At 30.1% G+C, this 23,937-nt stretch carries 27 protein-coding genes; 5 read left to right on the top strand and 22 right to left on the bottom strand.

Annotated elements, in window-relative coordinates; genetic code table 11:
- Positions 1 to 125 precede the first annotated feature (125 nt).
- A complete protein-coding gene (locus Q0762_RS01675) occupies positions 126 to 1,466 on the top strand; it encodes a dihydroorotase (protein WP_298763011.1) in 1,341 nt (446 codons plus the stop codon).
- Positions 1,426 to 1,935: a DUF4296 domain-containing protein gene (locus Q0762_RS01670; protein ID WP_298763010.1), complete on the top strand. Its 510-nt coding sequence runs from the start codon at positions 1,426 to 1,428 to the stop codon at positions 1,933 to 1,935. Before Q0762_RS01675 ends, Q0762_RS01670 begins: the two co-directional genes overlap by 41 nt.
- A 2-nt stretch (positions 1,936 to 1,937) precedes the next feature.
- On the opposite strand, the gene Q0762_RS01665 is transcribed toward Q0762_RS01670, so the two are convergent.
- Positions 1,938 to 2,936 carry an NAD-dependent epimerase/dehydratase family protein gene (locus Q0762_RS01665; RefSeq protein ID WP_298763009.1) on the bottom strand — a complete coding sequence of 333 codons (999 nt, stop codon included), beginning with the start codon at positions 2,934 to 2,936 and terminating at the stop codon, positions 1,938 to 1,940.
- A gap of 180 nt (positions 2,937 to 3,116) precedes the next feature.
- Here Q0762_RS01665 and tyrS point away from each other — a divergent pair, with 180 nt between their 5' ends.
- Positions 3,117 to 4,409, top strand: a complete 1,293-nt coding sequence (gene tyrS, locus Q0762_RS01660) for a tyrosine--tRNA ligase (protein ID WP_298763008.1) — start codon at positions 3,117 to 3,119, stop codon at positions 4,407 to 4,409.
- A 75-nt stretch (positions 4,410 to 4,484) separates the two neighbouring features.
- Here tyrS and Q0762_RS01655 read toward each other — a convergent pair whose 3' ends face one another.
- Positions 4,485 to 4,928 (bottom strand): YHS domain-containing (seleno)protein, encoded by a 444-nt coding sequence (locus tag Q0762_RS01655; RefSeq protein ID WP_298763006.1) that lies wholly within the window; start codon positions 4,926 to 4,928, stop codon positions 4,485 to 4,487.
- A gap of 99 nt (positions 4,929 to 5,027) precedes the next feature.
- Entirely contained in the window at positions 5,028 to 6,002 is a 975-nt protein-coding gene (locus tag Q0762_RS01650) for an acyl transferase (protein ID WP_298763005.1), read from the bottom strand.
- 148 nt (positions 6,003 to 6,150) lie between these two features.
- On the opposite strand from Q0762_RS01650, the gene Q0762_RS01645 reads away from it, so the two are divergent.
- Positions 6,151 to 6,495, top strand: coding sequence for a hypothetical protein (locus Q0762_RS01645; RefSeq protein ID WP_298763004.1), 345 nt, complete (start codon positions 6,151 to 6,153; stop codon positions 6,493 to 6,495).
- On the opposite strand, the gene Q0762_RS01640 is transcribed toward Q0762_RS01645, so the two are convergent.
- Positions 6,483 to 7,544, bottom strand: coding sequence for an isoaspartyl peptidase/L-asparaginase family protein (locus Q0762_RS01640; RefSeq protein WP_298763003.1), 1,062 nt, complete (start codon positions 7,542 to 7,544; stop codon positions 6,483 to 6,485). The two genes, Q0762_RS01645 and Q0762_RS01640, sit on opposite strands and share 13 nt — an antisense overlap.
- A gap of 69 nt (positions 7,545 to 7,613) precedes the next feature.
- On the opposite strand from Q0762_RS01640, the gene Q0762_RS01635 reads away from it, so the two are divergent.
- Positions 7,614 to 9,155: an aldehyde dehydrogenase family protein gene (locus tag Q0762_RS01635; protein ID WP_298763002.1), complete on the top strand. Its 1,542-nt coding sequence runs from the start codon at positions 7,614 to 7,616 to the stop codon at positions 9,153 to 9,155.
- Positions 9,156 to 9,322: 167 nt separating this feature from the next.
- Here the strand turns inward: Q0762_RS01635 and Q0762_RS01630 are convergent, their stop codons facing one another.
- From Q0762_RS01630 to Q0762_RS01545, 18 genes are all read right to left on the bottom strand, one after another.
- On the bottom strand, positions 9,323 to 9,466 hold the full coding sequence (locus tag Q0762_RS01630) for a hypothetical protein (protein ID WP_298763000.1): 144 nt from the start codon (positions 9,464 to 9,466) through the stop codon (positions 9,323 to 9,325).
- Positions 9,467 to 9,628: 162 nt separating this feature from the next.
- A complete protein-coding gene (locus Q0762_RS01625) occupies positions 9,629 to 9,850 on the bottom strand; it encodes an RNA polymerase sigma factor (RefSeq protein WP_298762999.1) in 222 nt (73 codons plus the stop codon).
- A 280-nt stretch (positions 9,851 to 10,130) separates the two neighbouring features.
- The gene (gene atpG / locus Q0762_RS01620; protein WP_298762997.1) at positions 10,131 to 10,997 is read right to left on the bottom strand and encodes an ATP synthase F1 subunit gamma; all 867 of its coding nucleotides are present in this window, start codon (positions 10,995 to 10,997) and stop codon (positions 10,131 to 10,133) included.
- A gap of 71 nt (positions 10,998 to 11,068) precedes the next feature.
- Entirely contained in the window at positions 11,069 to 12,646 is a 1,578-nt protein-coding gene (gene atpA, locus Q0762_RS01615; RefSeq protein WP_298762994.1) for a F0F1 ATP synthase subunit alpha, read from the bottom strand.
- A 67-nt stretch (positions 12,647 to 12,713) separates the two neighbouring features.
- Positions 12,714 to 13,271, bottom strand: coding sequence for an ATP synthase F1 subunit delta (gene atpH, locus Q0762_RS01610; RefSeq protein WP_298762991.1), 558 nt, complete (start codon positions 13,269 to 13,271; stop codon positions 12,714 to 12,716).
- 7 nt (positions 13,272 to 13,278) lie between these two features.
- Positions 13,279 to 13,779 (bottom strand): F0F1 ATP synthase subunit B, encoded by a 501-nt coding sequence (locus Q0762_RS01605; RefSeq protein WP_298762988.1) that lies wholly within the window; start codon positions 13,777 to 13,779, stop codon positions 13,279 to 13,281.
- A 96-nt stretch (positions 13,780 to 13,875) separates the two neighbouring features.
- Complete coding sequence (gene atpE / locus Q0762_RS01600) at positions 13,876 to 14,070, bottom strand: ATP synthase F0 subunit C (RefSeq protein ID WP_298762986.1); 195 nt, start codon at positions 14,068 to 14,070, stop codon at positions 13,876 to 13,878.
- Between the two features lie 69 nt (positions 14,071 to 14,139).
- Positions 14,140 to 15,273: a F0F1 ATP synthase subunit A gene (gene atpB / locus Q0762_RS01595; protein ID WP_298762983.1), complete on the bottom strand. Its 1,134-nt coding sequence runs from the start codon at positions 15,271 to 15,273 to the stop codon at positions 14,140 to 14,142.
- Between the two features lie 72 nt (positions 15,274 to 15,345).
- Positions 15,346 to 15,741 (bottom strand): DUF6168 family protein, encoded by a 396-nt coding sequence (locus tag Q0762_RS01590; RefSeq protein WP_298762980.1) that lies wholly within the window; start codon positions 15,739 to 15,741, stop codon positions 15,346 to 15,348.
- Entirely contained in the window at positions 15,734 to 15,952 is a 219-nt protein-coding gene (locus Q0762_RS01585) for an AtpZ/AtpI family protein (RefSeq protein WP_298762977.1), read from the bottom strand. The genes Q0762_RS01590 and Q0762_RS01585 overlap by 8 nt, the downstream gene beginning before the upstream one ends.
- Positions 15,918 to 16,289: a polymer-forming cytoskeletal protein gene (locus Q0762_RS01580; protein WP_298762975.1), complete on the bottom strand. Its 372-nt coding sequence runs from the start codon at positions 16,287 to 16,289 to the stop codon at positions 15,918 to 15,920. The genes Q0762_RS01585 and Q0762_RS01580 overlap by 35 nt, the downstream gene beginning before the upstream one ends.
- A 49-nt stretch (positions 16,290 to 16,338) precedes the next feature.
- Entirely contained in the window at positions 16,339 to 18,561 is a 2,223-nt protein-coding gene (locus Q0762_RS01575) for a tetratricopeptide repeat protein (RefSeq protein ID WP_298762973.1), read from the bottom strand.
- A 476-nt stretch (positions 18,562 to 19,037) separates the two neighbouring features.
- Entirely contained in the window at positions 19,038 to 19,733 is a 696-nt protein-coding gene (locus tag Q0762_RS01570; RefSeq protein WP_298762972.1) for an ABC transporter ATP-binding protein, read from the bottom strand.
- A 22-nt stretch (positions 19,734 to 19,755) separates the two neighbouring features.
- Positions 19,756 to 21,222, bottom strand: coding sequence for a DUF5687 family protein (locus Q0762_RS01565; protein ID WP_298762970.1), 1,467 nt, complete (start codon positions 21,220 to 21,222; stop codon positions 19,756 to 19,758).
- Between the two features lie 50 nt (positions 21,223 to 21,272).
- Complete coding sequence (locus tag Q0762_RS01560; RefSeq protein ID WP_298762967.1) at positions 21,273 to 21,980, bottom strand: hypothetical protein; 708 nt, start codon at positions 21,978 to 21,980, stop codon at positions 21,273 to 21,275.
- Between the two features lie 11 nt (positions 21,981 to 21,991).
- Positions 21,992 to 22,693, bottom strand: a complete 702-nt coding sequence (locus Q0762_RS01555; RefSeq protein ID WP_298762966.1) for a hypothetical protein — start codon at positions 22,691 to 22,693, stop codon at positions 21,992 to 21,994.
- Positions 22,694 to 22,695: 2 nt separating this feature from the next.
- On the bottom strand, positions 22,696 to 23,340 hold the full coding sequence (locus Q0762_RS01550) for a hypothetical protein (protein ID WP_298762963.1): 645 nt from the start codon (positions 23,338 to 23,340) through the stop codon (positions 22,696 to 22,698).
- Between the two features lie 11 nt (positions 23,341 to 23,351).
- Complete coding sequence (locus Q0762_RS01545; RefSeq protein WP_298762962.1) at positions 23,352 to 23,690, bottom strand: PadR family transcriptional regulator; 339 nt, start codon at positions 23,688 to 23,690, stop codon at positions 23,352 to 23,354.
- Positions 23,691 to 23,937 lie beyond the last annotated feature (247 nt).

The raw sequence follows: 23,937 nt of genomic DNA, 5'->3' as shown, positions 1-23,937 counted from the left end.
GTACAAATTGTAATTCTTAAATGGTTTTAAAATAAAACAATACGGTTTAAAGCCTTTGAACTTTGCTTAATAAAAACGCTAAAAAGAACTGGTTAAAACCATTACGATATTAAAAAGAATAAAAAATGAAAAATGCTTACCTAATTAAAAATGCTACAATTGTTAACGAAAATAAAACCTTTGTAGGTGATGTTTTAGTTGAAAACGAAATTATAAAACAAATTTCTTCAGAAATTAATGTAACAGAAAATATAGAAATTATAAATGCAGAAGGCAAGCTTTTAATTCCTGGTTTTATAGACGACCAAGTACATTTTAGAGAACCCGGTTTAACACACAAAGCAAATATTGCTACAGAAAGTAAAGCCGCTATTGCTGGTGGTATTACTACTTTTATAGAACAACCCAATACAATACCACAAGCTACTACACAAGAATTATTAGAAAATAAATTTACAATTGCCGCTAAAACTTCTTATGCCAATTACTCTTTTATGTTTGGTGGCACTAATAATAATTTAGAAGAATTACTAAAAACAGATCCTAAAAAAGTAGCAGGAATTAAATTGTTTCTAGGTTCTTCTACAGGAAACATGTTAGTAGACGATGTAGAGGTGTTAGAAAAAATATTTTCATCAACAAAAATGATTATTTCTTTACATTGTGAAGATGAAGCAACCATTAGAAAAAATACAGCAACATTTAAAGAAAAATATGGTGAAGATATTCCTATTGAAGCACACCCAATTATTAGAAGTGAAGATGCTTGTTACATTTCTTCTTCTAAAGCTGTAGAATTGGCTAAAAAAACAGGTGCTAGAATTCATATTTTTCACATTTCTACAGAAAAAGAAACCCATTTATTTAGAAACGATATTCCTTTAGAAGAAAAGAAAATTACAGCAGAAGTGTGTGTACATCACTTATGGTTTAATGATGCAGATTATGAAACCAAAGGCACACATATTAAGTGGAATCCTGCTGTTAAAACAGAAAAAGACAGGCAAGGTTTATGGAAAGCCTTGTTAGATGACAGAATAGATGTTTTGGCTACAGACCACGCACCACATACTATAGAAGAAAAAAACAATAAATATTTAAATGCACCAAGTGGCGGACCTTTAGTACAACATGCAGTACTTGCTTTATTAGAAAAAGTAAAAGAAGGCGTAATTCCTATTGAAAAATTGGTGGAAAAAATGAGTCATAATCCTGCTAAATTATTTCAAATAGAAAAAAGAGGTTTTATAAAAGAAGGCTATTATGCAGATTTAGTTTTGGTAGACAACAACCAAGAACAAACAGTAACTAAAGATAATATTTTATACAAATGTGGTTGGTCTCCTTTTGAAGGTACCACGTTTTCATCTACCATTACACACACCTTTGTAAACGGTGTTTTAATGTACAACAAAGGTACTTTTAATGAAGATGTTAAAGGAAAAAGAATTACTTTTAATAGATAAGATGAAATTAAAAACCGCTTTTTTACTGTCTTTTATTTTCTTAGTTTCTTGTACAAGTAACACCATTTTTGAGAAACCTAAAAACTTAATTCCTAAAGACACAATGAGTCTTTTATTACAAGAAATGATGATTGCTTCTAGTGCAAAATTTGTAAAAAACATTCATAAAGAAAAAAACGTTAACTATATGCCTTTTGTGTACAATAAGTTTTTAATAGATAGCATACGTTTTGAAACTAGTAATTTTTATTACATGTCTAAAATAGACGAATATCAAAAAATATTAGTAGATGCTAAAAAAGCATTAGAAGAAAAAAATAAGGTTTTTAAAGACAGAAAAAGCAGGTTAGATTCTATTAAAAAAGATTCTTTAGATAAAGCTAAAAAGATTACAATGCGTTTAGATAGTCTTAAAATTGTAGCTAAAAAAAGAAAAAACGATTCGCTAAAAAAATTGAAATTAAAATAAAGCTACTTCAGGTAGTTTTTACAAGTATCGGCTATTGATTTTTCTATTTTTTCAAATTGAAAATCAATAGCTTTTTCTATTTTCTTAGCAGAATATTCAGAAACTGTATGAGCACTTCTTGCAGAATATTTACTTAATAAAGGCTGTACACCTGTAATTTTACTTACAAAAGCAGAAAAACGCCATAAAATAGCAGTTTGCCAAGATTTTATTTTTTTTGATGGTCTTTTTTTACCAAAAGCATCTGCAATAGCAAACAAAACTTCTTTGTAGGTTTTATTTGCTGCAACCAAAATAAAGCGCTCGTTTTTTATGGTAGTATTGGTTAGTAAAATCATAGCTTTTACCACATCTTTTACACTCACAAAACCAGTTTTACCTTCTGTATAATATTTAAAACCGTTATAAACTTGGCTAAACAATTTACCAGAACCTGTTTGCCAAAAACCGCCACCTAAAATAATACCAGGATTTACAATAACAACAGCTACTCCTTCTTGGCTTGCGCGCCAAACTTCCATTTCGCCACCAAACTTGGTAATGGAATAACCACTATTGTCTGCCTCTTTATTCCACTCGTTTTCTTCTGTAATCAAAGCGCCATTTAAAGAATCGCCAACAGAAGCAATAGAACCTACATAACATAGTTTTTTTACTTTAGCGTCTATTGCTAAATTTACAATAATTGCAGTACCATGTATATTTACTTTACGCATTTCTCTATAATCTTTTGGACTAAAAGAAATAAATGCAGCACAATGGTAAACTTTTTCTACACCTTTAAATGCAGGTATCATAGCAGGTACTTCTGTAATATCTGCTTTAAACCATTCAATTTTATCAATTAAAGTAATATCATCTGTATAATAAGTAAACACCTTTTTAACAGCTTCTATTTTAGTTTCAGAACGATAAATGGCACGCACTTTTTCATCATTTTTAACCAAATGATACAATAAATGTGCGCCTACTAAACCTGTTGCTCCTGTAACTAAAATCATACAGCTAAGTTATGGTTTTTTGGTTGATAAGTTTATCTTTGCGCCCAGAAAAAAGACGTACTTGTATTGGTGCAAGATTGTCTTAACAAACTCAAAAGAGCTAAAATTGTATTAAAAACAGTGCTTAACTGCGCTGTTAATTGCAAAACTCTTTTAAAATTGAAAAAATAAAGCATTACAATGACAAATTTTGTTGAAGAATTACGCTGGAGAGGACTGTTGCATGATATTATGCCAGATACAGAAGACTATTTACTAAAAAATAAAACTGCTGGTTATATTGGTTTTGACCCAACTGCAGACTCTTTACATATTGGTAGTTTGGTACAGATTTTTATTTTAAAACATTTTCAAAATGCTGGTCATAACCCAATTGCATTAATTGGTGGTGCCACTGGTATGGTTGGTGATCCTTCTGGAAAATCTGCAGAAAGGAATCTTTTAGATGAAGCTACTTTGGCAAAAAATATTGCTGGAGTTAGAGAAAACTTAGAACGTTTTTTAAGTTTTGATGACAATGCAGCAAATAAAGCAGAATTGGTAAACAATTACGATTGGATGAAAGATATTTCATTAATTGACTTTGTAAGAGATACAGGAAAACATATTACTGTAAATTACATGATGGCAAAAGATTCTGTAAAAAAGCGTTTGAGTTCAGAATCTTCTGTGGGAATGAGTTTTACAGAATTTACCTACCAGTTATTTCAAGGTTACGATTTTTATCATTTATACAAAGAAAAAAATTGCATGCTACAAATGGGTGGCTCAGACCAATGGGGAAATATTACCACAGGAACTGAATTAATACGGAGAAAAGCACAAGGAAAAGCCTACGCAATTACAGTACCTTTGGTTACAAAAGCAGATGGTACTAAGTTTGGTAAAACAGAAGGTGGTAATGTTTGGTTAAATGCAGATAGAACATCACCTTACAAATTTTACCAATATTGGTTAAACTCTTCTGATGAAGATGCAGAAAACTTTATTAAAAAATTTACGTTTTTAGATAAAGAAACTATAGAAAATTTAATTGCAGAACACAAAGAGCATCCACATTTGCGTTTACTACAAAAGAAATTAGGAGAAGAAGTTACCATGCTTACTCATGGAGAAGAAGCGTATGAAAATGCATTAAAAGCGTCTCAAATTTTATTTGGAAAAAGTACAGCAAATGATTTAAAATCTTTAGACGAACAAACTTTTTTAGATGTTTTTGATGGTGTACCACAAGCTACAGTTGCTAAAAGTGATGTTGCAGAAGGTTTAGATATGATTGGCGCTTTAGCTGCAAAAACCAACTTCTTAAAATCTAATGGAGATGCCAGAAGAGCTTTAAAAGAAAATGCAATTTCTGTAAATAAAGAAAAAGTTAAAGAAGATTTTACCATTACAGAAGCAGATTTAATTGCAAATAAGTATGTATTGTTACAACGTGGTAAAAAAACATATTATTTACTAGTTGTAGCGTAAATCTAAATTCATAAAAAGAGAAAAGCCACATTAGTATTTAAATACTAATGTGGCTTTTGCATATAGAGAATCAACTTATTTGTTGATGATGTTTAGCCAATTTTTATCTGCTTTTTCCTTTAATGCTGCTGCACCTTCTTTTTGCCACATATCTAAGGTATTTGTGCCCCAAGAATTGTAGAAAAGATACAATTTACCATCTCTTATTTCGAATGTTTTTGGGTTTATAGCAACCTTTTTTGCCTTTGCACCAATTGCATATGCACAATAACCACCATAAGCTGGCGCGTATTTTTTTGGATTCTTTTTAAATGTTTCTAAATTTTCTTCTGAAGAGAATTTAAATTTTACACCATCAAATTCTGCTGTATGTTTTTTATTTCCTTCTATTGCTTTGTTAGAAAAATAAGCTACAACATCATACCCTTCTGCAACGTAACCTTTATTTAAGTTGTAGTTTTCTTTTTGGGCAAATATGCCTGTAGTAACAAGTAGTAGTAAAATAGTTAGTATTTTCATTTTTAAATTCTATTTTAAGTTAGTGTATAAAAATAGAATATCCTTACAATAAAATATACAAATTATTAATTTCAATTTTTTATTGTTTGATATAAAAAACTATAAAACCATTAAATTACAGCCTCTAATATCAGAATTATCAAAACGACCAATAATTTCAAATGTACCGTCTTTATGTACTTTTCCTAAATCTTGCGTGGCAATAAAACTGCAAGAATTGTAGTTAGCCAAATCAATAACGTTAATTCCGCCATTTTTACCTTTTGGATTAATTGTTAAGGCGTCTTCTGTATCTCTGGTTAAAATTTGCATCCAAGGTGGCGTTTCAAAAATTCCGTTTCCTTTAGAATATCCTTGACTTAATAATTCTGTCATTCCATATTCTGAGTGAATTTTAGCAACTCCAAAACCGTTTTGTAAAATGTTGTGCAATTCTTCTCTAACCAATTCTTTTCTTCTTCCTTTCATACCACCAGTTTCCATAATTATGGTGTTTTTTAGGTTAAATTTTTGCATTTCCACCAAATCTAATAATGCAAAAGAAACTCCAATTAAGAGTACTTTTTGTCCTTTTTTGTTTAATTCTTCTAGTTTTTTGCTCAATTCTTGCAAATTATCAAGAAAAAAACCACTTTCTATATTTTTAGTTTTCCGAATTAAATCATCAACCATAAAAACCAAAGAAGAACCTTTGCGCTCTAAATAATTGGGTAGTAATGCCAATACTACATAATCTTCTATATTGCCATAAAAATGTGCAAATCCTTTTAAATAACTTTCTTTATATACATTAATATTGGTAACCAAATGTTTGCTAATTGTACTGCCTGTTGTGCCAGAACTTGTAAAGGTTTCTTGTATATTTTCTTTGGATGAAAGTACTTTTCTGCTTTTAAAAAACTGTATGGGTAAAAACGGAATTTCTTCAACTTTGGTAACATCAGAAACATGCACATTAATTAAATCACAAAAAGAGCGGTAAACCCTATTGTTTGTAAATTGATGTTTAAAAACTTCTAAAGCAACTTGGGTAAATTCTTGCTTGTTCTGTATGTTAAAAATTTTGTTTATCATAATCTAATTACAAAAATAACATTAATAGCAACAACCGTTTGTTACTTTTTACAATTTTACGTTTACCGAGAAAAATTATCCGTTAATCGAAAAAATGAAACACAAAATACACTTTGTAAATAACTTTGCTTTTGTAAATAAGTGAAGAATGAAATTTAAAATAAATACCTATAGAACATTAACTGGAATTAAAAAAGTTGTAGAAATTCCTACAAAAAAATACCACCAATGGCTTATTTATAGAGACAATAAACCTAGTTATTTTGTAGATTTTTACGATTTAGAAAAAGAATCTAATGCAATGATGAATTCTTTGGTTTGGGCTACAGACAACAGTATAGAGGAAGTTTTAGAAAAAATTAACAAGAAAAATAACGTAAACTTATCTATTCCAAAAATTATAAAAAATCCTTTTAAAAGAAAAATTAAGTCTACAGTTACACAATTAGATTTGCCCACTTTACCTAAAGAATGGTTAAGTTATTCTTTGTAAATTTTTACAACTAAATCACCTTTAGCATTCATAGAAGCTCTGTACATACCTGCAGTATTAAACTCAAAAGACATATTTCCGCTTTTATCTAAAGCAACTACACCACCTGTTCCACCAAGTTTGGTTAATTTATGCTGAATTACATCTTTTGTAGCCTCTTTTAAACTTTTTTGTTGATATTCCATCTGTGCAGAAATATCATAAGCTACTTGACTTCTTATAAAATACTCTCCCCAACCTGTAGAAGAAACACCACAAGTTTTATTATTTGCGTACGTTCCAGAACCAATAATTGGTGCATCTCCAATACGTCCCCAACGTTTGTTGGTCATACCTCCAGTAGATGTTCCTGCAGCAATATTTCCATTTTTATCTAAAGCAACACAACCTACAGTTCCAAATTTTGCATTTTTAATATCAGCATCATAAAAAGCGGCTTTTTTATCATTATGATCTAGCTGAGCTTTGTTTCTATTTTTAATTCTTTGTAAAGATTGAAAACGTTTTTCTGTATAAAAATAACTAGGATCTACCATTTCTAAACCTTTTTCTTTAGCAAAAATTGACGCTCCTTTGCCAGATAACATTACGTGGTCTGAATCTGTCATTACTTTTACAGCCAATTCAATAGGGCTTTTTACATTGGTTACTCCAGCCACAGCTCCTGCATTTAAAGTATTTCCATCCATAAAAGAGGCATCCAATTCATTGGTTTCTTCATGCGTAAAAACAGCCCCTTTACCAGCATTAAATAAGGGCGATTCTTCCATAACTTGTATGGTTTTAATTACTGCTTCTTGGCTTGTTCCACCGTTTTTTAAAATTGAGTGTCCTATTTTTATAGCTTCAGTTAATTTGTTTTGATAAGCTTTCTCTTTTTCATCAGACATGTTTTTCTTTAAAATGGTTCCTGCACCACCATGTATTACTATAGCAAAATCATTTATTTTTTCAGATTTTTCTTCACCTTTAACAACATTAGTTGGTGTTTCTTGTTTACAACCTATAAAAGTTACAAAAGCTAAAATTAAAAAGAAGGTATTTTTCATGGTACAAAACTTATCTAATTATTCGTAATTTAGAAGCTCTAATTTATACATTTAAAATAGCTTTACAAAATGAAAGATTTTGGAATAAAACAGGCGTTACAAACTTTAGGTTTGCAAGATATAAACAACGGCACAGCAACTGGTTTGCATAACTTTTCCAATGGCGAAATTATAGAAAGTTACTCGCCTGTTGATGGTAAATTAATAGGTAAAGTAAAAACAACAACAAAAGAAGATTACGAAAAAGTAGTAGTAGCTGCAACCGATGCTTTTTTAGTTTGGCGTAATAAACCAGCACCACAAAGAGGTGAAATTGTAAGACAATTTGGTAATAAATTACGAGATTTAAAAGAACCTTTAGGTAAATTGGTTTCTTATGAAATGGGAAAATCTTTGCAAGAAGGCTTGGGTGAAGTACAAGAAATGATAGATATCTGCGATTTTGCTGTAGGTTTATCTCGCCAATTAAATGGACAAACCATTCCGTCTGAAAGGCCAAGTCATGTAATGAGAGAACAATGGCACCCAATTGGTATTGTTGGTATTATTTCTGCATTTAATTTTCCTGTTGCTGTTTGGGCTTGGAACACAGCTTTAGCGTGGATTTGTGGAGATGTTTGTATATGGAAACCTTCTGAAAAAACACCTTTATGTTCCGTGGCTTGTCAAAACATTATGGCATCAATTTTAAAGGAAAACAACTTGCCTGAAGGAATTTCTTGCATTATAAATGGTGATTTTAAAGTAGGTGAAATGATAACTTCAGATACTAGAATTCCACTAGTTTCTGCAACAGGCTCAACAAGAATGGGAAGAATTGTGGGCGCAAAAGTTGCTGAACGTTTTGGAAAAACTTTATTAGAATTGGGTGGTAATAATGCCATTATAATTACACCAACTGCAGATTTAAAAGTAGTAGTTCCTGGTGCTGTTTTTGGCGCTGTTGGTACTTGTGGGCAACGTTGTACATCTACGAGAAGATTAATAATTCACGAATCTGTTTATAACAAAGTACGCGATGCAATAGTTGGCGCATACAAACAAATAAAAATAGGAAACCCTTTAGATGAAAACAATCATGTTGGGCCTTTAATTGATAAAGCTGCTGTACATAAGTATTTAGCTGCCATTGAAAAAGCAAAAGCAGAAGGTGGCACTGTTTTAGTTGAAGGTGATGTTTTAGTTGGAAAAGATTACAATTCTGGTTGTTACGTAAAACCTGCAATTATTGAAGCAGAAAATCATTTTGAAATTGTACAACATGAAACGTTTGCACCAATTTTATATCTCATGAAATATGCTGGTGAAGTCGAAAATGCTATCGAAAAACAAAACGGCGTTGCACAAGGTTTGTCATCAGCAATTATGACGAATGAATTAAAAGAAGCTGAAAAATTCTTGTCTTATGCAGGATCTGATTGTGGAATTGCAAACGTAAATATTGGTACTTCTGGCGCAGAAATTGGTGGTGCTTTTGGTGGCGAAAAAGAAACTGGTGGTGGCAGAGAATCTGGTTCTGATGCTTGGAAAGTATACATGAGAAGACAAACCAATACCATAAATTATTCTAATGAATTACCGCTTGCTCAAGGTATTAAGTTTGATCTTTAAGAGCATTTAGATCGTATTTAATTTATAAAATTCAACTTTTAAAAGTTGGGTTTTTAGTTTTAATGAACTTGACATTCTCAAAAAAATAGTTAACTTAGTTTAAGTTCTGATTAAATGAATTAAAACTCACTTTATCCTTAACGATAGTTTTTCAAAGAGTTATTTTTTTATTCTTCCAAATCTAATATCCCGTTAGTTAATCCTATGGCAATATTACCTTCGCTAATTGTCCCTTCTTTTATTTTTTTATCTAAAATATTATATCTTTTTTTATTTTTAGAAACACCAAAAGTTGTTTTTAAATGATTCATTTGTAAAGCCTTCTTAAAACTGGAAAACTCATAGAAAAACCTTCTTTTTTATGTTGTAAAAAACAATTTAGTATAATCTGTTTTTAAATTAAACTGATTAAAAGTATTACTTAAATTATAGGTAAATATTTTACTGTTACAATCGTTTATAATTTTATTATTCTAATCTTCCATAATTTCTAAAGGGTAATTTTCTAAGGAAACTGTTTCTAAATGTTTCTTTTTTAATTGATCTATACACGTATGAATTACAATCCTTTTTAGCCAAGAACCAAAGCTTGTATCATCTTTGTAAGAATCTATACTTAAAAATGCCTTTAAAAAAGCATCTTGCATAGCGTCTTTTGCCTCTTCTTCATTTTTTAAGTATATATATATAGGCAATAAAAAACATAGCTTCGCAAAACAGCTCATAAAGCTTTAACTGAGCTTTCTGGTTTCCTTTTTTACTCTTAAGAATTAAAAAATGTAGTTCTTTAGACATTTATTTGTTTGGTTCTACTCTTAAAAACGATTTAAAAATTAAAAGGTTTCGTTTTTTATAAAATTAAGACAAAAAAAGAGCTTATCATTTCTGATAAGCTCTTTATAAAATTTTATAAAAGTATTGCTAGTTATTTAAAACTGTCGCTTTTTTTATAATTTAACTTCGCTTACACTACGTTTAATTATTCAATGCCTCTGCACCACCAACAATTTCTAAAATTTCATTAGTAATTGCTGCTTGTCTTGCTTTATTATAGGTTAACAATAAAGAATCTCTTAGTTCTGTTGCGTTGTCTGTTGCTTTATGCATTGCAGTCATACGTGCTCCGTGTTCAGAGGCAAAACTATCTCTAATTCCTTTGTATAATTGTGTTTTTAGAGATTTTGGTATAAGAGCTTCTACAATTTCTAATTTTGACGGTTCAAAAATGTAATCAGAATTTACTGCATCTGCATTTCCACCTTCAATTGGTTTAATTGGTAAAAATTGTTCTACTTGTGGTATTTGTGTTGCTGCATTTTTAAATTGATTGTACACCAATTCAATTTTATCATAAGTACCATCTGCATATAAGCCCATTAACTTTTCTGCTATTAAAGCCACATTATCAAAAGTTAAATCATCAAATATGTCATTTCTTGTATCGCTAACGTTATATTGCTTAGACAAAACATCTGCACCTTTTTTACCAATACCAAACAAAGCTACCTGAGCATTGCTATATTTTGCGTTTACTGTTTTTATTACTTCTTTAATTATAGAAGAATTAAAACCACCACACAAACCTCTGTTAGAGGTTACTACTACCAATAAAACCTTAGAAACTTCTCTTTCTGTAGAATATACTCCACCCACTTCACTATCTAAAGTTGCGCTTAAATTTTGCAACAACTCTGTTAGTTTAGATGAATAGGGACGCATAGCCGTAATTGCATCTTGTGCTTTTTTCAACTTTGCAGCAGATACCATTTTCATGGCAGATGTAATCTGCATTGTTGATTTTATAGAAGTAATTCTATTACGTATTTCTTTTAAGTTTGCCATATTTTAGTTGTTAGTTATTAGTCTTTAGTTTTTAGTACTTCTGTCTAAAAGCTCTAAACTAACGTCTATTTTTATGCAAAATGCTTTGTTATTTCTGCTGCTGCTGCTTCTAAAACACCTGTTGCTTCTGGTGTTAATTTACCAGATTTTAATACATCTAAAGTATCTCTATGCTTTGCATTTAAATAATCTATGTAATCTTTTTCAAATTTCTTAACGTCTGCAACAGGTACATCTTTTAATAAATTCTTAGAACCTGCATAAATAATTGCAACTTGATCTTCTACTGCGAAAGGATCGTTTTGAGCTTGCTTTAAAATTTCAACATTACGTTGTCCTTTAGAAATTACACTCATTGTTGCTGCATCTAAATCTGAACCAAATTTAGCAAATGCTTCTAATTCTCTAAACTGTGCTTGATCTAATTTTAAAGTACCAGATACTTTTTTCATAGACTTAATTTGTGCATTACCACCAACACGAGATACAGAAATACCTACGTTAATTGCTGGACGTACACCAGAGTTAAATAAATCTCCGTCTAAGAAAATCTGTCCGTCTGTAATAGAAATTACATTTGTTGGAATGTATGCAGATACATCTCCCGCTTGTGTTTCAATAATTGGTAATGCAGTTAAAGAACCTCCACCTTTTACGATACTTTTTAAAGAATCTGGTAAATCGTTCATTTCACTTGCAATTTTATCATCATTAATAACTTTTGCAGCTCTTTCTAATAATCTTGAGTGTAAATAAAATACATCTCCTGGATACGCCTCACGTCCTGGTGGTCTTCTTAATAATAAAGAAATTTCACGGTAAGCTACGGCTTGTTTAGATAAATCATCATAAATAATTAATGCTGGTCTACCTGTATCTCTAAAGTATTCTCCAATTGCTGCTCCTGCAAATGGTGCATACACCTGCATTGCTGCAGGGTCAGATGCATTTGCTGCTACAATTGTAGTGTAAGCTAACGCTCCTTTTTCTTCTAACATGTTTGCAATTGCTGCAACTGTAGATGCTTTTTGACCTACTGCAACGTAAATACAAAATACTGGCTCACCAGCGTCAAAAAATTCTTTTTGATTTAAAATAGTATCAATAGCAACTGTAGATTTACCTGTTTGACGGTCTCCAATAATCAACTCACGCTGACCTCTACCTACAGGAATCATTGCATCAATAGATTTAATACCTGTTTGTAACGGTTCTGTTACAGGCTCTCTATAAATTACACCAGGTGCTCTTCTTTCTAATGGCATTTGGTAAGTTTCTCCAGTAATTGGTCCTTTACCATCTATTGGGTTACCTAATGTATCTACAACTCTACCTACAATACCTTCTCCTGCTCTTAAAGATGCAATTCTTTCTGTACGTTTTACAGTAGAACCTTCTTTAACAGAGGTAGATGCTCCTAATAATACAACACCTGCATTGTCTTCTTCTAAGTTTAATACAATACCTTCTAAACCGTTTTCGAATTCTACTAATTCTCCGTATTGTACGTTAGAAAGACCATAAACACGAGCAATACCATCTCCTACTTGTAAGACGGTACCAACTTCATTTAAAGTTGCTTTTGCTTCGAAATTTGTTAACTGTTGCTTTAAAATTGCTGATACTTCAGCTGGTTTAATACTTGCCATATCTATTTACTATTAGCTTTTGGCTTTTGGCAAATAGCAAATTGCTAAAGGCCAAAGGCTACTTTTATTATATTTTTGGAATGAAATGACTGTTGTCAAATTCCTTTTTCAATTCGTTTAAATAATTAGAGATACTCGCATCATACTGCACATCTCCAACACGTAAAATAAATCCGCCTAAAATATCTGGATTTATAACATTTTCTAAATTTGCTTTTTCGCCTGTTAACGCTACAATTTTATTTAAAACCTGCGCTTCTACTTCTGGCGTTAAAGGCACTGCTGTAGTAACTTTTGCTACTTGTGTATGTTTTAAATGGTCAAAAACAACAGCGTATTGTTTTGCAACACTGTCTAACATTGCCACTCTTTTATTATCTTCTAATAAATGAAATAAACCTAAAGTAATGTTATTTACCTTCCCATCAAATAAGGCTTTTAAAACCTTCATTTTATCTGATGCTTTTACTATTGGGCTTTTTAATAAAACAGCCAATTCACTAGTTTCTGCAAGGGTATTTTTAATTAAAGACATATCATCATTTACAGCAGACTCTGCATTAGAATCTGTTGCAAGATTTAAAATTGCTTTGGCGTAACGTAATGCTGCTCTTGCGTCTTTCATTATATCTTTAGTTTAAAGTAACATCTTTTAAGATACCTTCTACTAAATCTAGCTGGTCTTTCTTATTAGATAACTCTTTTTTAATTACAGATTCTGCTATACCAATAGATAAATCTGCAACATTCTTTTTAATTTCTGCTAAAGCAGCTTGCTTTTCTTGTGCAATAGATGCCTGAGCTTTTTCTATTAAATTAGCAGTAACTTCTTTTGCATCTTCTTTAGCTTCTGCAATCATGTTATCTCTAATTTCTCTAGCTTCTTTCATCATTGCTTCACGTTCTGCTCTTGCCTCTTTTGCTAACCTTTCATTATCTGCAGTTAAGTTTTGCATTTCTTTACGTGCATTTTCTGCAGATTTTAATGCATCTTCTATACCTGTTTCTCTTTCTTCTAGTGAAGCTAAAATTGGTTTCCAAGCAAATTTACCTAGTAATACTATTAATATTACCAAAATTATAAGCTGCATAAAAAACAACCCTGGAGAAAAATCGTTTAATAAAGTTTCCATTCTATAAACTAATTATTTTGTTTTTGTTTGTTTAATTTTAAAACACACTCTGAAACCAACCGTTACAGAGTGTATTTTTCCATTTAATTTCTTGGATTATGCTCCTAAGATTAAAGCACCAAATGCTAAACCTTCTAATAAAGCTCCAATGATAATCATTGCAGTTTGTATTTTTCCAGCCGCTTCTGGTTGACGAGCAATACTTTCCATTGCTTTTCCACCGATTTGACCTAATCCAATACCACCACCGATAACGATTAATCCTGCTCCTACTAAATTTGGAATTACCATACTAATTGATTTTTATAAATATTAATTAAACAAATTCTAATTTTACTCTTGAAATTTAATTCAAGTTTTTTAATGATGCTCATGCTCTTCAACAGCCATTCCTATAAATAACGATGATAACATCGTAAAAATAAACGCTTGTAAAAATGCTACTAAAATTTCTATTACTGAAATAAACAGAGACAATACTAAAGACATACCTGTAGAGGCAACAGGACCAAAGGCCTCTTTCATAGTTACCATTAGCGCAATTAAACTCATTACTACAAAGTGACCTGCTGTAATGTTAGCAAATAAACGTACTAGCAATGAAAATGGTTTAATAACTATAAAACCAACTAATTCTATAACTGCTAAAATTGGTCTTAATATTACAGGTACACCTGGCATCCATAATGTATGTGCCCAAAAATCTTTACTACCATTTGTTATATATATTACCATTGTAATAATAGCTAAACAAGCCGTTACAGCTATTTGCCCAGTAACATTAAATCCTAACGGGGTTAATCCTAACAAATTTAATATCCAAATAAAGAAAAACACTGTTAACAAAAAGCTCATAAACTTTTTATATTTTTTTTCTCCAATATTTGGCCTTGCAATTTCATCTCTAACATAAATTACCAAAGGCTCTAACAAACGACCTAAGCCTTTTGGTATACTTCTAGCTTTATATTGTCTTGCTAATTTAGAAAAACCTAAAAAGATTAACAATCCTGCAAATAAAATACCTACTACACTTTTTGTTATAGAAAAATCTAATACTTTGTGTGCATTGGTTGCATGGTGTGTTTCATCAAAAGCTACGTTTGTAGCATTACCGTCTAACTCGTAAATTTTAGAATGAATTTTAGCAAATTTTAATCCTCCTTTTTCTACAATTACATGACCATCATCATTATGATGAAAAGCTGAAGACATAAAAGTTACCAAACCTTTACTTGTCCAAACAATTACAGGTAATGGAAAACCAAAATGTTTTCTTTCTCCTTCACTAGAAGTGTAAGAAAACAAAGAAAAGTCATGCGAATCTGCAAGGTGATGCTTTATGTAAGCACTAATTTCTGTCTTTGTGTTTACTTGGCCGCCATCTTCTTTACCTTGATTGTTTTCATTAGAATTTAAGGCAAAATTAACAGTTGTAAACAACGCTATTACTGCGATTGTAAGAAATTTGGTTGTTTTTTGTGCAATATTCATTATAAAAGTACGCTTTCTAAATTCGGCGCAAAGGTACGGAATAATTCAAAAGTACAAACGATTTTTTCAAAATTAAATAGATTGTTTTTGATTTATCAATTTTATCACAAAAAACAATTCTGTTGATAAAAAAACAAAGACGGTAATTAACATAGAAATTTTATCTACCGTCTGTAAAATATCTTTCTTAATTATTGATACATAAAAGGTTGCTACAAATAATAAGATTTTAAGCAATAAAGCTCCCAAATAAATAAAACCCAGTTGTTCTGCAATTTTATTAACATTACTAAGCAACACTATGTTTATACAAACTAAGAGCGAAAAACCTGTATTAAATTTATATAATTTTAAAAGTGAAAAAGCTGGTTCTTTATGTATTTGAGTAAAAATATAAGAATGTACTTGATAGCCTAAAAAGCCTAAAACTAAAAAAACAGAAACAATAACAAATATCTTTTTAATCATTAATTCTATTGGCTTGTTTTATTAGTAAATAAGTAGACAATACAACAGCTATTAAAGTAAAAGTTACTGTTAAAAATTTAGTTGTAAACTTTGCATCTAACCAGTTTCCTATGTAAAAACCTGCGTAAATAGTTAACCCCATTTGCAAGCCTGCGCCAGAAAGTGCAATAGCTTTATTAAGCGGTTTTGTCTTTTCGTTTTTTTGTTTCATTTGTAGCATTCAACTCTTTTAAAGCGCCTTTCATAGCACATGTTGCATTAAAAGTTGCTCCAGGTTCTATAGATAATTTACCAATTACAACATCTCCAGAAATATGTGCTGTATTTTTTATGGTTAACATATTGCTTACAAGTAATTGCCCTGAAAACTTGCCTTCAATATCTGCATTTTCTGCTTCTACATTACCTTTAATAATGCCTTCTGCACCAATTATAACTCTACCTTTTGTTTTTAAAGTACCTTCTAAAACACCATCTATTCTAAAATCTCCTTCAGAACTTACATCTCCTGTAAAAGTAGATTTTTTTGCAATTACGTTTCTTTCCATAACTCTATTTTTAGATTTCTCTTGTTTTTTGTCTTTAGTACCAAACATGCTATTTGTTTAATTGGGTTATAATTTCTTTTGCTTTTCTCCCTTCTTCTGTATTTCCATAGTTTACGGCAACAAATTCTAACGCCTCTTTGTAGGTTTTAGAGTCTAAATATTTACCAATAGCGTAGGCTTTAAGTAACTCAAATTTTGCTTTTAATTTTGATTCTCCTAAATTTTCTAACAAATCATTTGTTTCAAATAAAACTTGTTTAAATTTTCCTTTTTTGTATAAATAGTATAATTCTTTGTATTGCTTTTCTAATGCACTCACATCTTTATCTTCTTCTATTTTTTTATTTGGGTTTTTTATAATCTTCGCAAAAATAGTTTCTGGATAATCTGTTAATATTTTGTTTTTATAAGGTAACGCTTCTGCAGATTTTAAATTTGTGTAAATTTGATATAAATGCCAGTTTATAGGTAAAACAAGGTCTTTATGCGGATTTAAACCTTGTACTCTTTTAAATCTTTTAATTGCTAAATCTGGGTTTTTAAATTGTTCTTTATAAATTAAACCCAACTCATATAGTGCCTTATTTCTATTAATTTTTAAGGTGTCTAAAGTTTCTTTTGCTGTAGGTATTTTAGCCAAATAAGTTTCCAAATCATACCTAACGTCTTTTGTGGCAACTGCTACAGAGTCTTGTGTTGCAATACCAATTGTTGCACTAGAAGACCAACGCCAATTGTCTTCTAATTTACGTTTACCCCAAACTCTTTGAAATTCTGTTTTACCAAAACTTAAGGTTTGGTTGTTGTAAAAATACCATTTGCCTCTACTTGCAGATTGTAAAGAATTTGTAGCGCCACCAAAAGCCAATTGATTTAATTTTAACTGCGCAGCTTCTTCATCTGCCTTTTTTATTTTGTTTATATACTCTTGAAAAAACGTTTCTTGTGCTTCTTTAGGTAATGCTGCTATTTTTAAAATACTATCATTAGTTGCCACTACATCTTCAAACTTAATTAAAGAAGCTAAGTTTTTAAACTTTCTTTTTACACGTCTAACGCGCAAATCTAAAGTGTCTGCAGAAAATGCCAATACACTATCATAATAACTGCTAGCCAATTGGTAAGCCGCTTCTTTAAAATATAAATTACCTAGTTTTTCATAGGTGTAGCTTTTTTGTTTATCTGTGCCATTTTGCGCTCTTAAAGAATTGTTATAAAATTGTTTTGCAAGTTTTATACTGTCGTAATTTTGATGAATTGCACCAACTTGGTAATACAATTCATCTAAATAAGGCCTGTTTTCTCTTTGCTTAATTAATTTTCTTAAGCGTTTTAAAACAATTGCAGAAACAGAATCATTAGGAGAATTTTTTGCCAATTCTATAGTAGCATGAATTTTATATTTGTAAGGCGCTTTTTTAAAATTACTAAGTCTTTGAAACACCATTGCCGCAGAATCTTTTTTATTTTCTTTAGCATAAATTTGCCCCAAAACAAACATATTTCTTGCAGCTTGCGATTTATTTTTTTGCGTTCTTGTAGCTAATTTTAAATGTTTTTTTACTTTCTGTAAACTATCACTTTGCATGTAAGCCATTGCTAAAGTTGTATGGCCTTTTTCTTGAATAATATCAGGAAAAGCACTTTCTAAAGTATCTGTTACTTTTAATAACAAATTCATGGTTTCTATAGCAAACTCTTCATTACTTAACCTAATATTTGCTTTTGCACGCCAAATTTTGGTTTCTGCAATTAAATCTGCATCTGGGTAATTGGCAATTACATAATTAAAAGCTTCTATTGCAGGTACAAAACGTTGCGAATAATATCTGGCTTTACCCAATAATAAATACGCATTATCTATTTGGCTATTTCTTTCTAAACCGTCTATATTCATGCCGTGTTTTTGTATAGCTTTTACAGCTTTTTCTTCGGCTTTATCAAAAGGTGTGCTTGCTTTTTGGGTTTCTTCTTGGTTTGCTGGTTTGCCAAAACCTGCTCCAAGACCACCACCATTACCTTTAGATAACACAATTTTACGATCATCAAACGCTATAGGCTCTATAACCAATTGCTTAAACCAATCATCTTTATAGCTATCTCTAATGCCTTGTAAACCGGCTTCAAAAGCAACTTCACCATTAAACAAAATGTTAAAATGACTTGTCATAGCATGATAATTTCTGCTAGTAACTGTATCTTTTTTGGTACTACAAGCATAGATTGCTCCAAAAAGCAGTGCAAAAAGAAGTATTTTTTTAATGTGTTTCATAAATTGAAAAAACGCTTAAGTTTACCTATTTATTGTTGAAAATAGTATAAACTAAGATGTAAAAATAGGAATAAAATAAGAATACTTTAAATTGAAGTGAAAAATTGTGAATTTTCTAGTTGTAATTTTGTGCTAAAAAAGATGTTTATTGTAATGTAAATAGCCTTAAAAACCTTTTTCATTTAAAGAAATAACGTATAATTCCTTTTTTATATTGATGAAAAATAAGTTCTCGATACAATTCTGCCCAAAAATCGAAATCACTAGAACTGACAGACTTTACAGAGGTTTAGAAAAACGTTTCTTCTGAAACTTAAAACTTGTAGAAAGGTTTTTGGATTAAAAGGAATTGTATCGATTTTTCGATTCCACTGCGTTTCACTAAAAATGAAAAATGTCCAGTAATTTCAACCTTGTAGAGAAATCTCAATAATAAAAAGATACAATCTCATCAACCAAAAAAATAAACCTAATTTTTACAAAGCAAAATAACTTTCTAATTCTTTTAAAGTTTCTGGTGATGTTTCTATGTCTTTTACCACAGCACCTTTATCTAAAACTACAATTCGTTCGCAAACTTCGGTTACGTGTGTTAAATCATGACTAGAAATTAAAACGGTAACTGCTCTGTTTTCTGTAAGAGTTTTTATAATTTGTTTTAAACGAATTTGGGTTGTTGGGTCTAAATTTGCAAAAGGTTCATCTAAAATAACCACTTCAGGATTTCCCATCATTGCAGCAACAATGCCTGCTTTTTTCTGATTTCCTTTGCTTAAATCTCTCAAATATTTCTTTTTTCCAACAATTTCATCGTTAAAAAACTCATCAAATTGTGCAATAAATTTTTTTACAGCAACTTTACTCATTCCACGTAAATCGCCCACAAAATCAAAATATTCTTCTGGCGTTAAATAACTAATCAAAAAAGATTCATCTATAAAAGAACCAGTAAAATTTTTCCAATCTTCACTTTCATTTACTACAATTTTGTTATTGGTTATTTTACCTGTTGTAGGCCTAATTAAATCTAAAAGTATATTAAATAGAGTGGTTTTTCCTGCACCATTATTGCCAACCAAACCAAAACTTTGTCCTGTTGGTATGGTTACAGATGCTACATTTAAAACCTCTGCTTTTCCGTATTTTTTTGATATATTTTCTACAGTAATCATAATTTATTTTTTAGTTGATGCGTTATGCTTCTTTCCCAAAAGCGTTAATCATTACATATTTGTTTTCTATGTACTTTTGCTCTATAAAATTCATGACATACTTTTTACAAAGCAAACTAAGAACACCTATAGCAGCTACCACAATAAAACCCCAATAACCGCCCAAAAACTTGTCTGTTAACCAAAAAACCAACATTGGAAACAGCATTAACGGAATTATAATAATAAACTGCGTTGCACTTGTGCCTTGTGTGTTGCCAAAACCGCTTTTGTTTAAATCTATTTTTTTTCTGTTGAAGGAACCTGAAAATAATAAAAATAAAGAGTTGAAACCAATATTAAAAATTGCGCCTGCAGTAATCATTAAAAATATATCTACACCAAAATATAAATAGGGAATACTTAACATGTACATGGCAGCAGTTACAACTACCATTAAAATCCATTTAGAGTCTAAAAATTTACGATATTTAAAACTCTGACTCATTAGCATTTTATAATGTGCACTGTCCCAAGCAGGAATAAACTGCCCGTAATTTAATGCAAAACCACCCGTTACAAACAACGAAGCAAACATTAACATTGCTGGCATTTCTCTGTAAGTTTGTTGTGTAAAAAAGATTAAACCATAGAATAAAAATAGAAACGACATTAAAAATACCGTTTTTGTTCTTTTGTTTCGCCAAATTAAACGAATATCGTTTTTTATAAAAGGCGCAACATCACCTAACTTATCTGCAAAAGATAAATCTGCAGCATTTGCTTCTACTACTTTTTCTGAAACAGCTTCATCTAAATACACCAAACTTCTTAATTGTTTGTAATTTAATTGATACAATACGGCTACTAAAATTATGCCTAATAATGCATAAACAGGATTGGCATAAATGGCATCAAAAATTTTACCGCCAAAAGCTGTAACATTATAAATATTAAACTTTTGCAAACCAATTAAGCTTAATAAAGTTGCAACTAAAACCCCTAAAGCAATGTTGTTTTTATTGATTAAAAAATTTAAAAAATTTACAGACTGAATTAATAAAATAATAGCAAACAACCAACCCAAAACGCCAACAGTATTGTAACCTTCTTTAATTAAAACCACCGTAAAAGGAATGTAAAAAAACAACCCTAAAATATTAAAGAAAGAAACAGACGATTTTGCCAACACATAATGCACCAATTTACTTTTTCTGATGGGTAAAATTAGCAAAGGCTTAATATTCATCACTGGCAATTTTTGCATGAGATATCTAAAAATTAAATCGCCCAAAAAAGCATATAATATAAAAGAATTTACCAGAACTAAAGGATCTGTTTCTGGCATTTTTTTCTTTAAAATGTAATACCCAAAGGCACCAATAGCCACAAAGCAAACAATAAAATAAAGGGCAAAAAGCACCATTACTATTTTTATTCCAATACTTTTTTGCCAATGTGCAGATCTAAAATATTGTTTCCATTCTAGATTTAAAAAATGTGAAATCATAAGTAGTTGGTTTGTTTAGTTGATAATTAGTTGTCTAGCGAACGTATTTGTTACAAATTTTTTACAATTTTATATTCTGGATAGGTTTCTTGCAGCAATTCTTCTGCTTTTTGAGGCATTAAATAACTGGTTACATAAAATAGCAATATAATTATAGTTGATGAAAATGATATTAAAATTAACCAATGATCTGCTAAACCAGAAAAACTAACCTTAGTAAGATGAATAAAATTAAAAAAATTCACAAAAGTTAATCCTACAAAATTTTGTCTTGTAGCGCCAATCATTGCTTCTAAAAGAAATATTTTTTCTTTTTTCTGTTCTTTTTGCTTGTGTTTTTTCTTTGCCTTTATTTGTTTGATGATATCAAAAGTTATTAAAATTAGCAAGAAAGCAAGCAAAATATATTCTGAAAATGTAATTTTCAAGACTAAAAATAAACTCATAAAAATAGCCAAGGTGGTCATTAATTTTGGCATTGTAAACCACTCACTAAAAAAGCGCCACATTATTTTTGTATAGCGTTTGTTCATTTGTTTTTGTTTGGCTTCAATCACATCCATAAAACCAAAAATACCAAACTTTTTAAAAGATTTATCTCTAGCATCTTCAAAAGATAAATTAGGGTGTTCTTGCCAAATTTGTTCAATATCATTTGCCAAATGATCTACCAATTCTGTTTGTACATCATAATGATATACATAATGTTTTCTAGTGAATTTGTATAAGTTGTCTATTTGTATTTCTGATAATTTCATCAATAAAAAATTTAAACCAATTTATATTCTGGATAGGTTTCTTCTAACAATTGGGTTGCTTTTTTTGGGATAACAACACAAGATATGTAACTGATAATTATAAGAAAAGACATGACAAAAGCAATTAGAAAGCTTCTAAAATCGTCCATTTGATAAAACCCTACAGGTGATTTTGGCAAAATAAATTGAACAGTGTAAAATGCAATTAAACCTCCACTACCAAAACCTTGTGTTTTTATAATACTATCTAAAAGCCACTTTTTATTTGTTTTTATATTATGTTTCTTCTGTTTTTTTATGTTGATAGAAAAAACAATTAATTGAGTAATAAAAACACCAAATAACACAGCAATATGCACTTCATAAGCATTACTTATTTTTTGCAATTGATAAAACCCAAAAAACAACCCAAAAGTGAGTATGATTTTTGGCAAACGAAACCACTCTTTTGCAAACTTTAAAATAATTTTAAAGTATTTTTTATTCATTTGAACTTTCTTGGTGTCTACAACATTCATAAACCCAAAAACGCCAAACTTTTTAAACGATTTATCTCTAGCATCTTCAAATGATAAATTGGGATATTCTTCCCAAATTTTTTCAATATCATTTGCCAAATGATCTACCAATTCCGTTTGTACATCATAATATTCTACATAATGTTTTCTGGTGAATTTATAGAGTTCTTGTATGTGGTTTTGGGTTAGTTTCATGCTTATGAAATTTGATGTTTTTTTAATACTGTTTTATGCTTTTTGTAAAAATTAAAATAACTGAAAGTAGAAAATAAAAAAGAACAAAGCATACCTATATCAATTCCATTTAACTCAGAGATTCTTGTCATAAAATCTATACAAAGAATTAAACCTACAAATAAATTAAAACTTTGTGCTTTTAAAATAAATCCATAAGTTGTTTTCTGTTGTTTCTTGGTAAAAAGCATAAACAAAAAACTTGCAAAACATAAAAAAACTACTGCTTTTACTAATATAAAATAATTGTTTTCTGAAGGGTTTTTAATTATAAAATTGTTACTAGTTAACCATAGAAATGGCACAAAATAAGAAAGTAACAAACCTAAATAGCACTTTAAATATCCTTTTTTAGCTTTTTGTATTACAATTTTTGGAGCAGAAAAACCAAAGCCAAAAAACATGCTTGTAGTTTCTTGTAATTGAGGATTCCATTTTTGTTTAGAAGTTGCAAAAGCATTGTGAAAAGTTACTTTTTCTACTTCCATTTTTTCTTCAATTTCTGTAACAATGTGGTCTAAAACTTCTGGTTGTAAGTCTACATATTCCAAATTTTTAGACTTTAAATAGTGTGCCACTTTTTGTATTTGTTGTTTTGTTAATTCCATAGCCATTTATATTACTCCAAACTAAATTTAGGATTTACCAAATGTTGCATAGTTCTTAAAAACTCTTGCATTTCTTCCAACTTGTTGGCAGTTTCTTTGGTTCCGTTTTCGGTTAATTTGTAATATTTACGCAATCTGTTTCCCACTTTTGCAACCTCTACATCTAACAAACCATCTGCCTCTAATTTGTGTAATGCTGGGTACAAAGCACCTTCTGTAATGTTTAATTCGCCTTTGGTTAAAGCTTTTACTTTTTGCGTAATTTCATAACCGTACATTTTATCGTTACTTTCTAATAACTTTAAAATAATGGTTTGTAAAGAGCCTTTGTATAATTTCTGATTTCCCATTTTATGAATGTGTAATTGTATAACCGTGTAAACGTGTAATTGTCATTGCGAGTCACGAAGCAATCTATTGATTTATAGTAACAGTTAGTTTCACTTTGTTCGAAATGACAATGTGAATCCAAATATACATAATTTTCTTATACATTAGTTTCTTATGTATAAAATTTATATCAAATTATTTTGCTGCTTTTTCAAGGTAAAATAGCTTTTTACATCTAATTGAATTCAAACTACACCTTTTAATCTT

Origin of the sequence: uncultured Polaribacter sp. (genome assembly GCF_947495205.1) — a bacterium.
Classification (GTDB): domain Bacteria; phylum Bacteroidota; class Bacteroidia; order Flavobacteriales; family Flavobacteriaceae; genus Polaribacter.
This window is presented reverse-complemented; position numbering and strand designations above follow the sequence as displayed.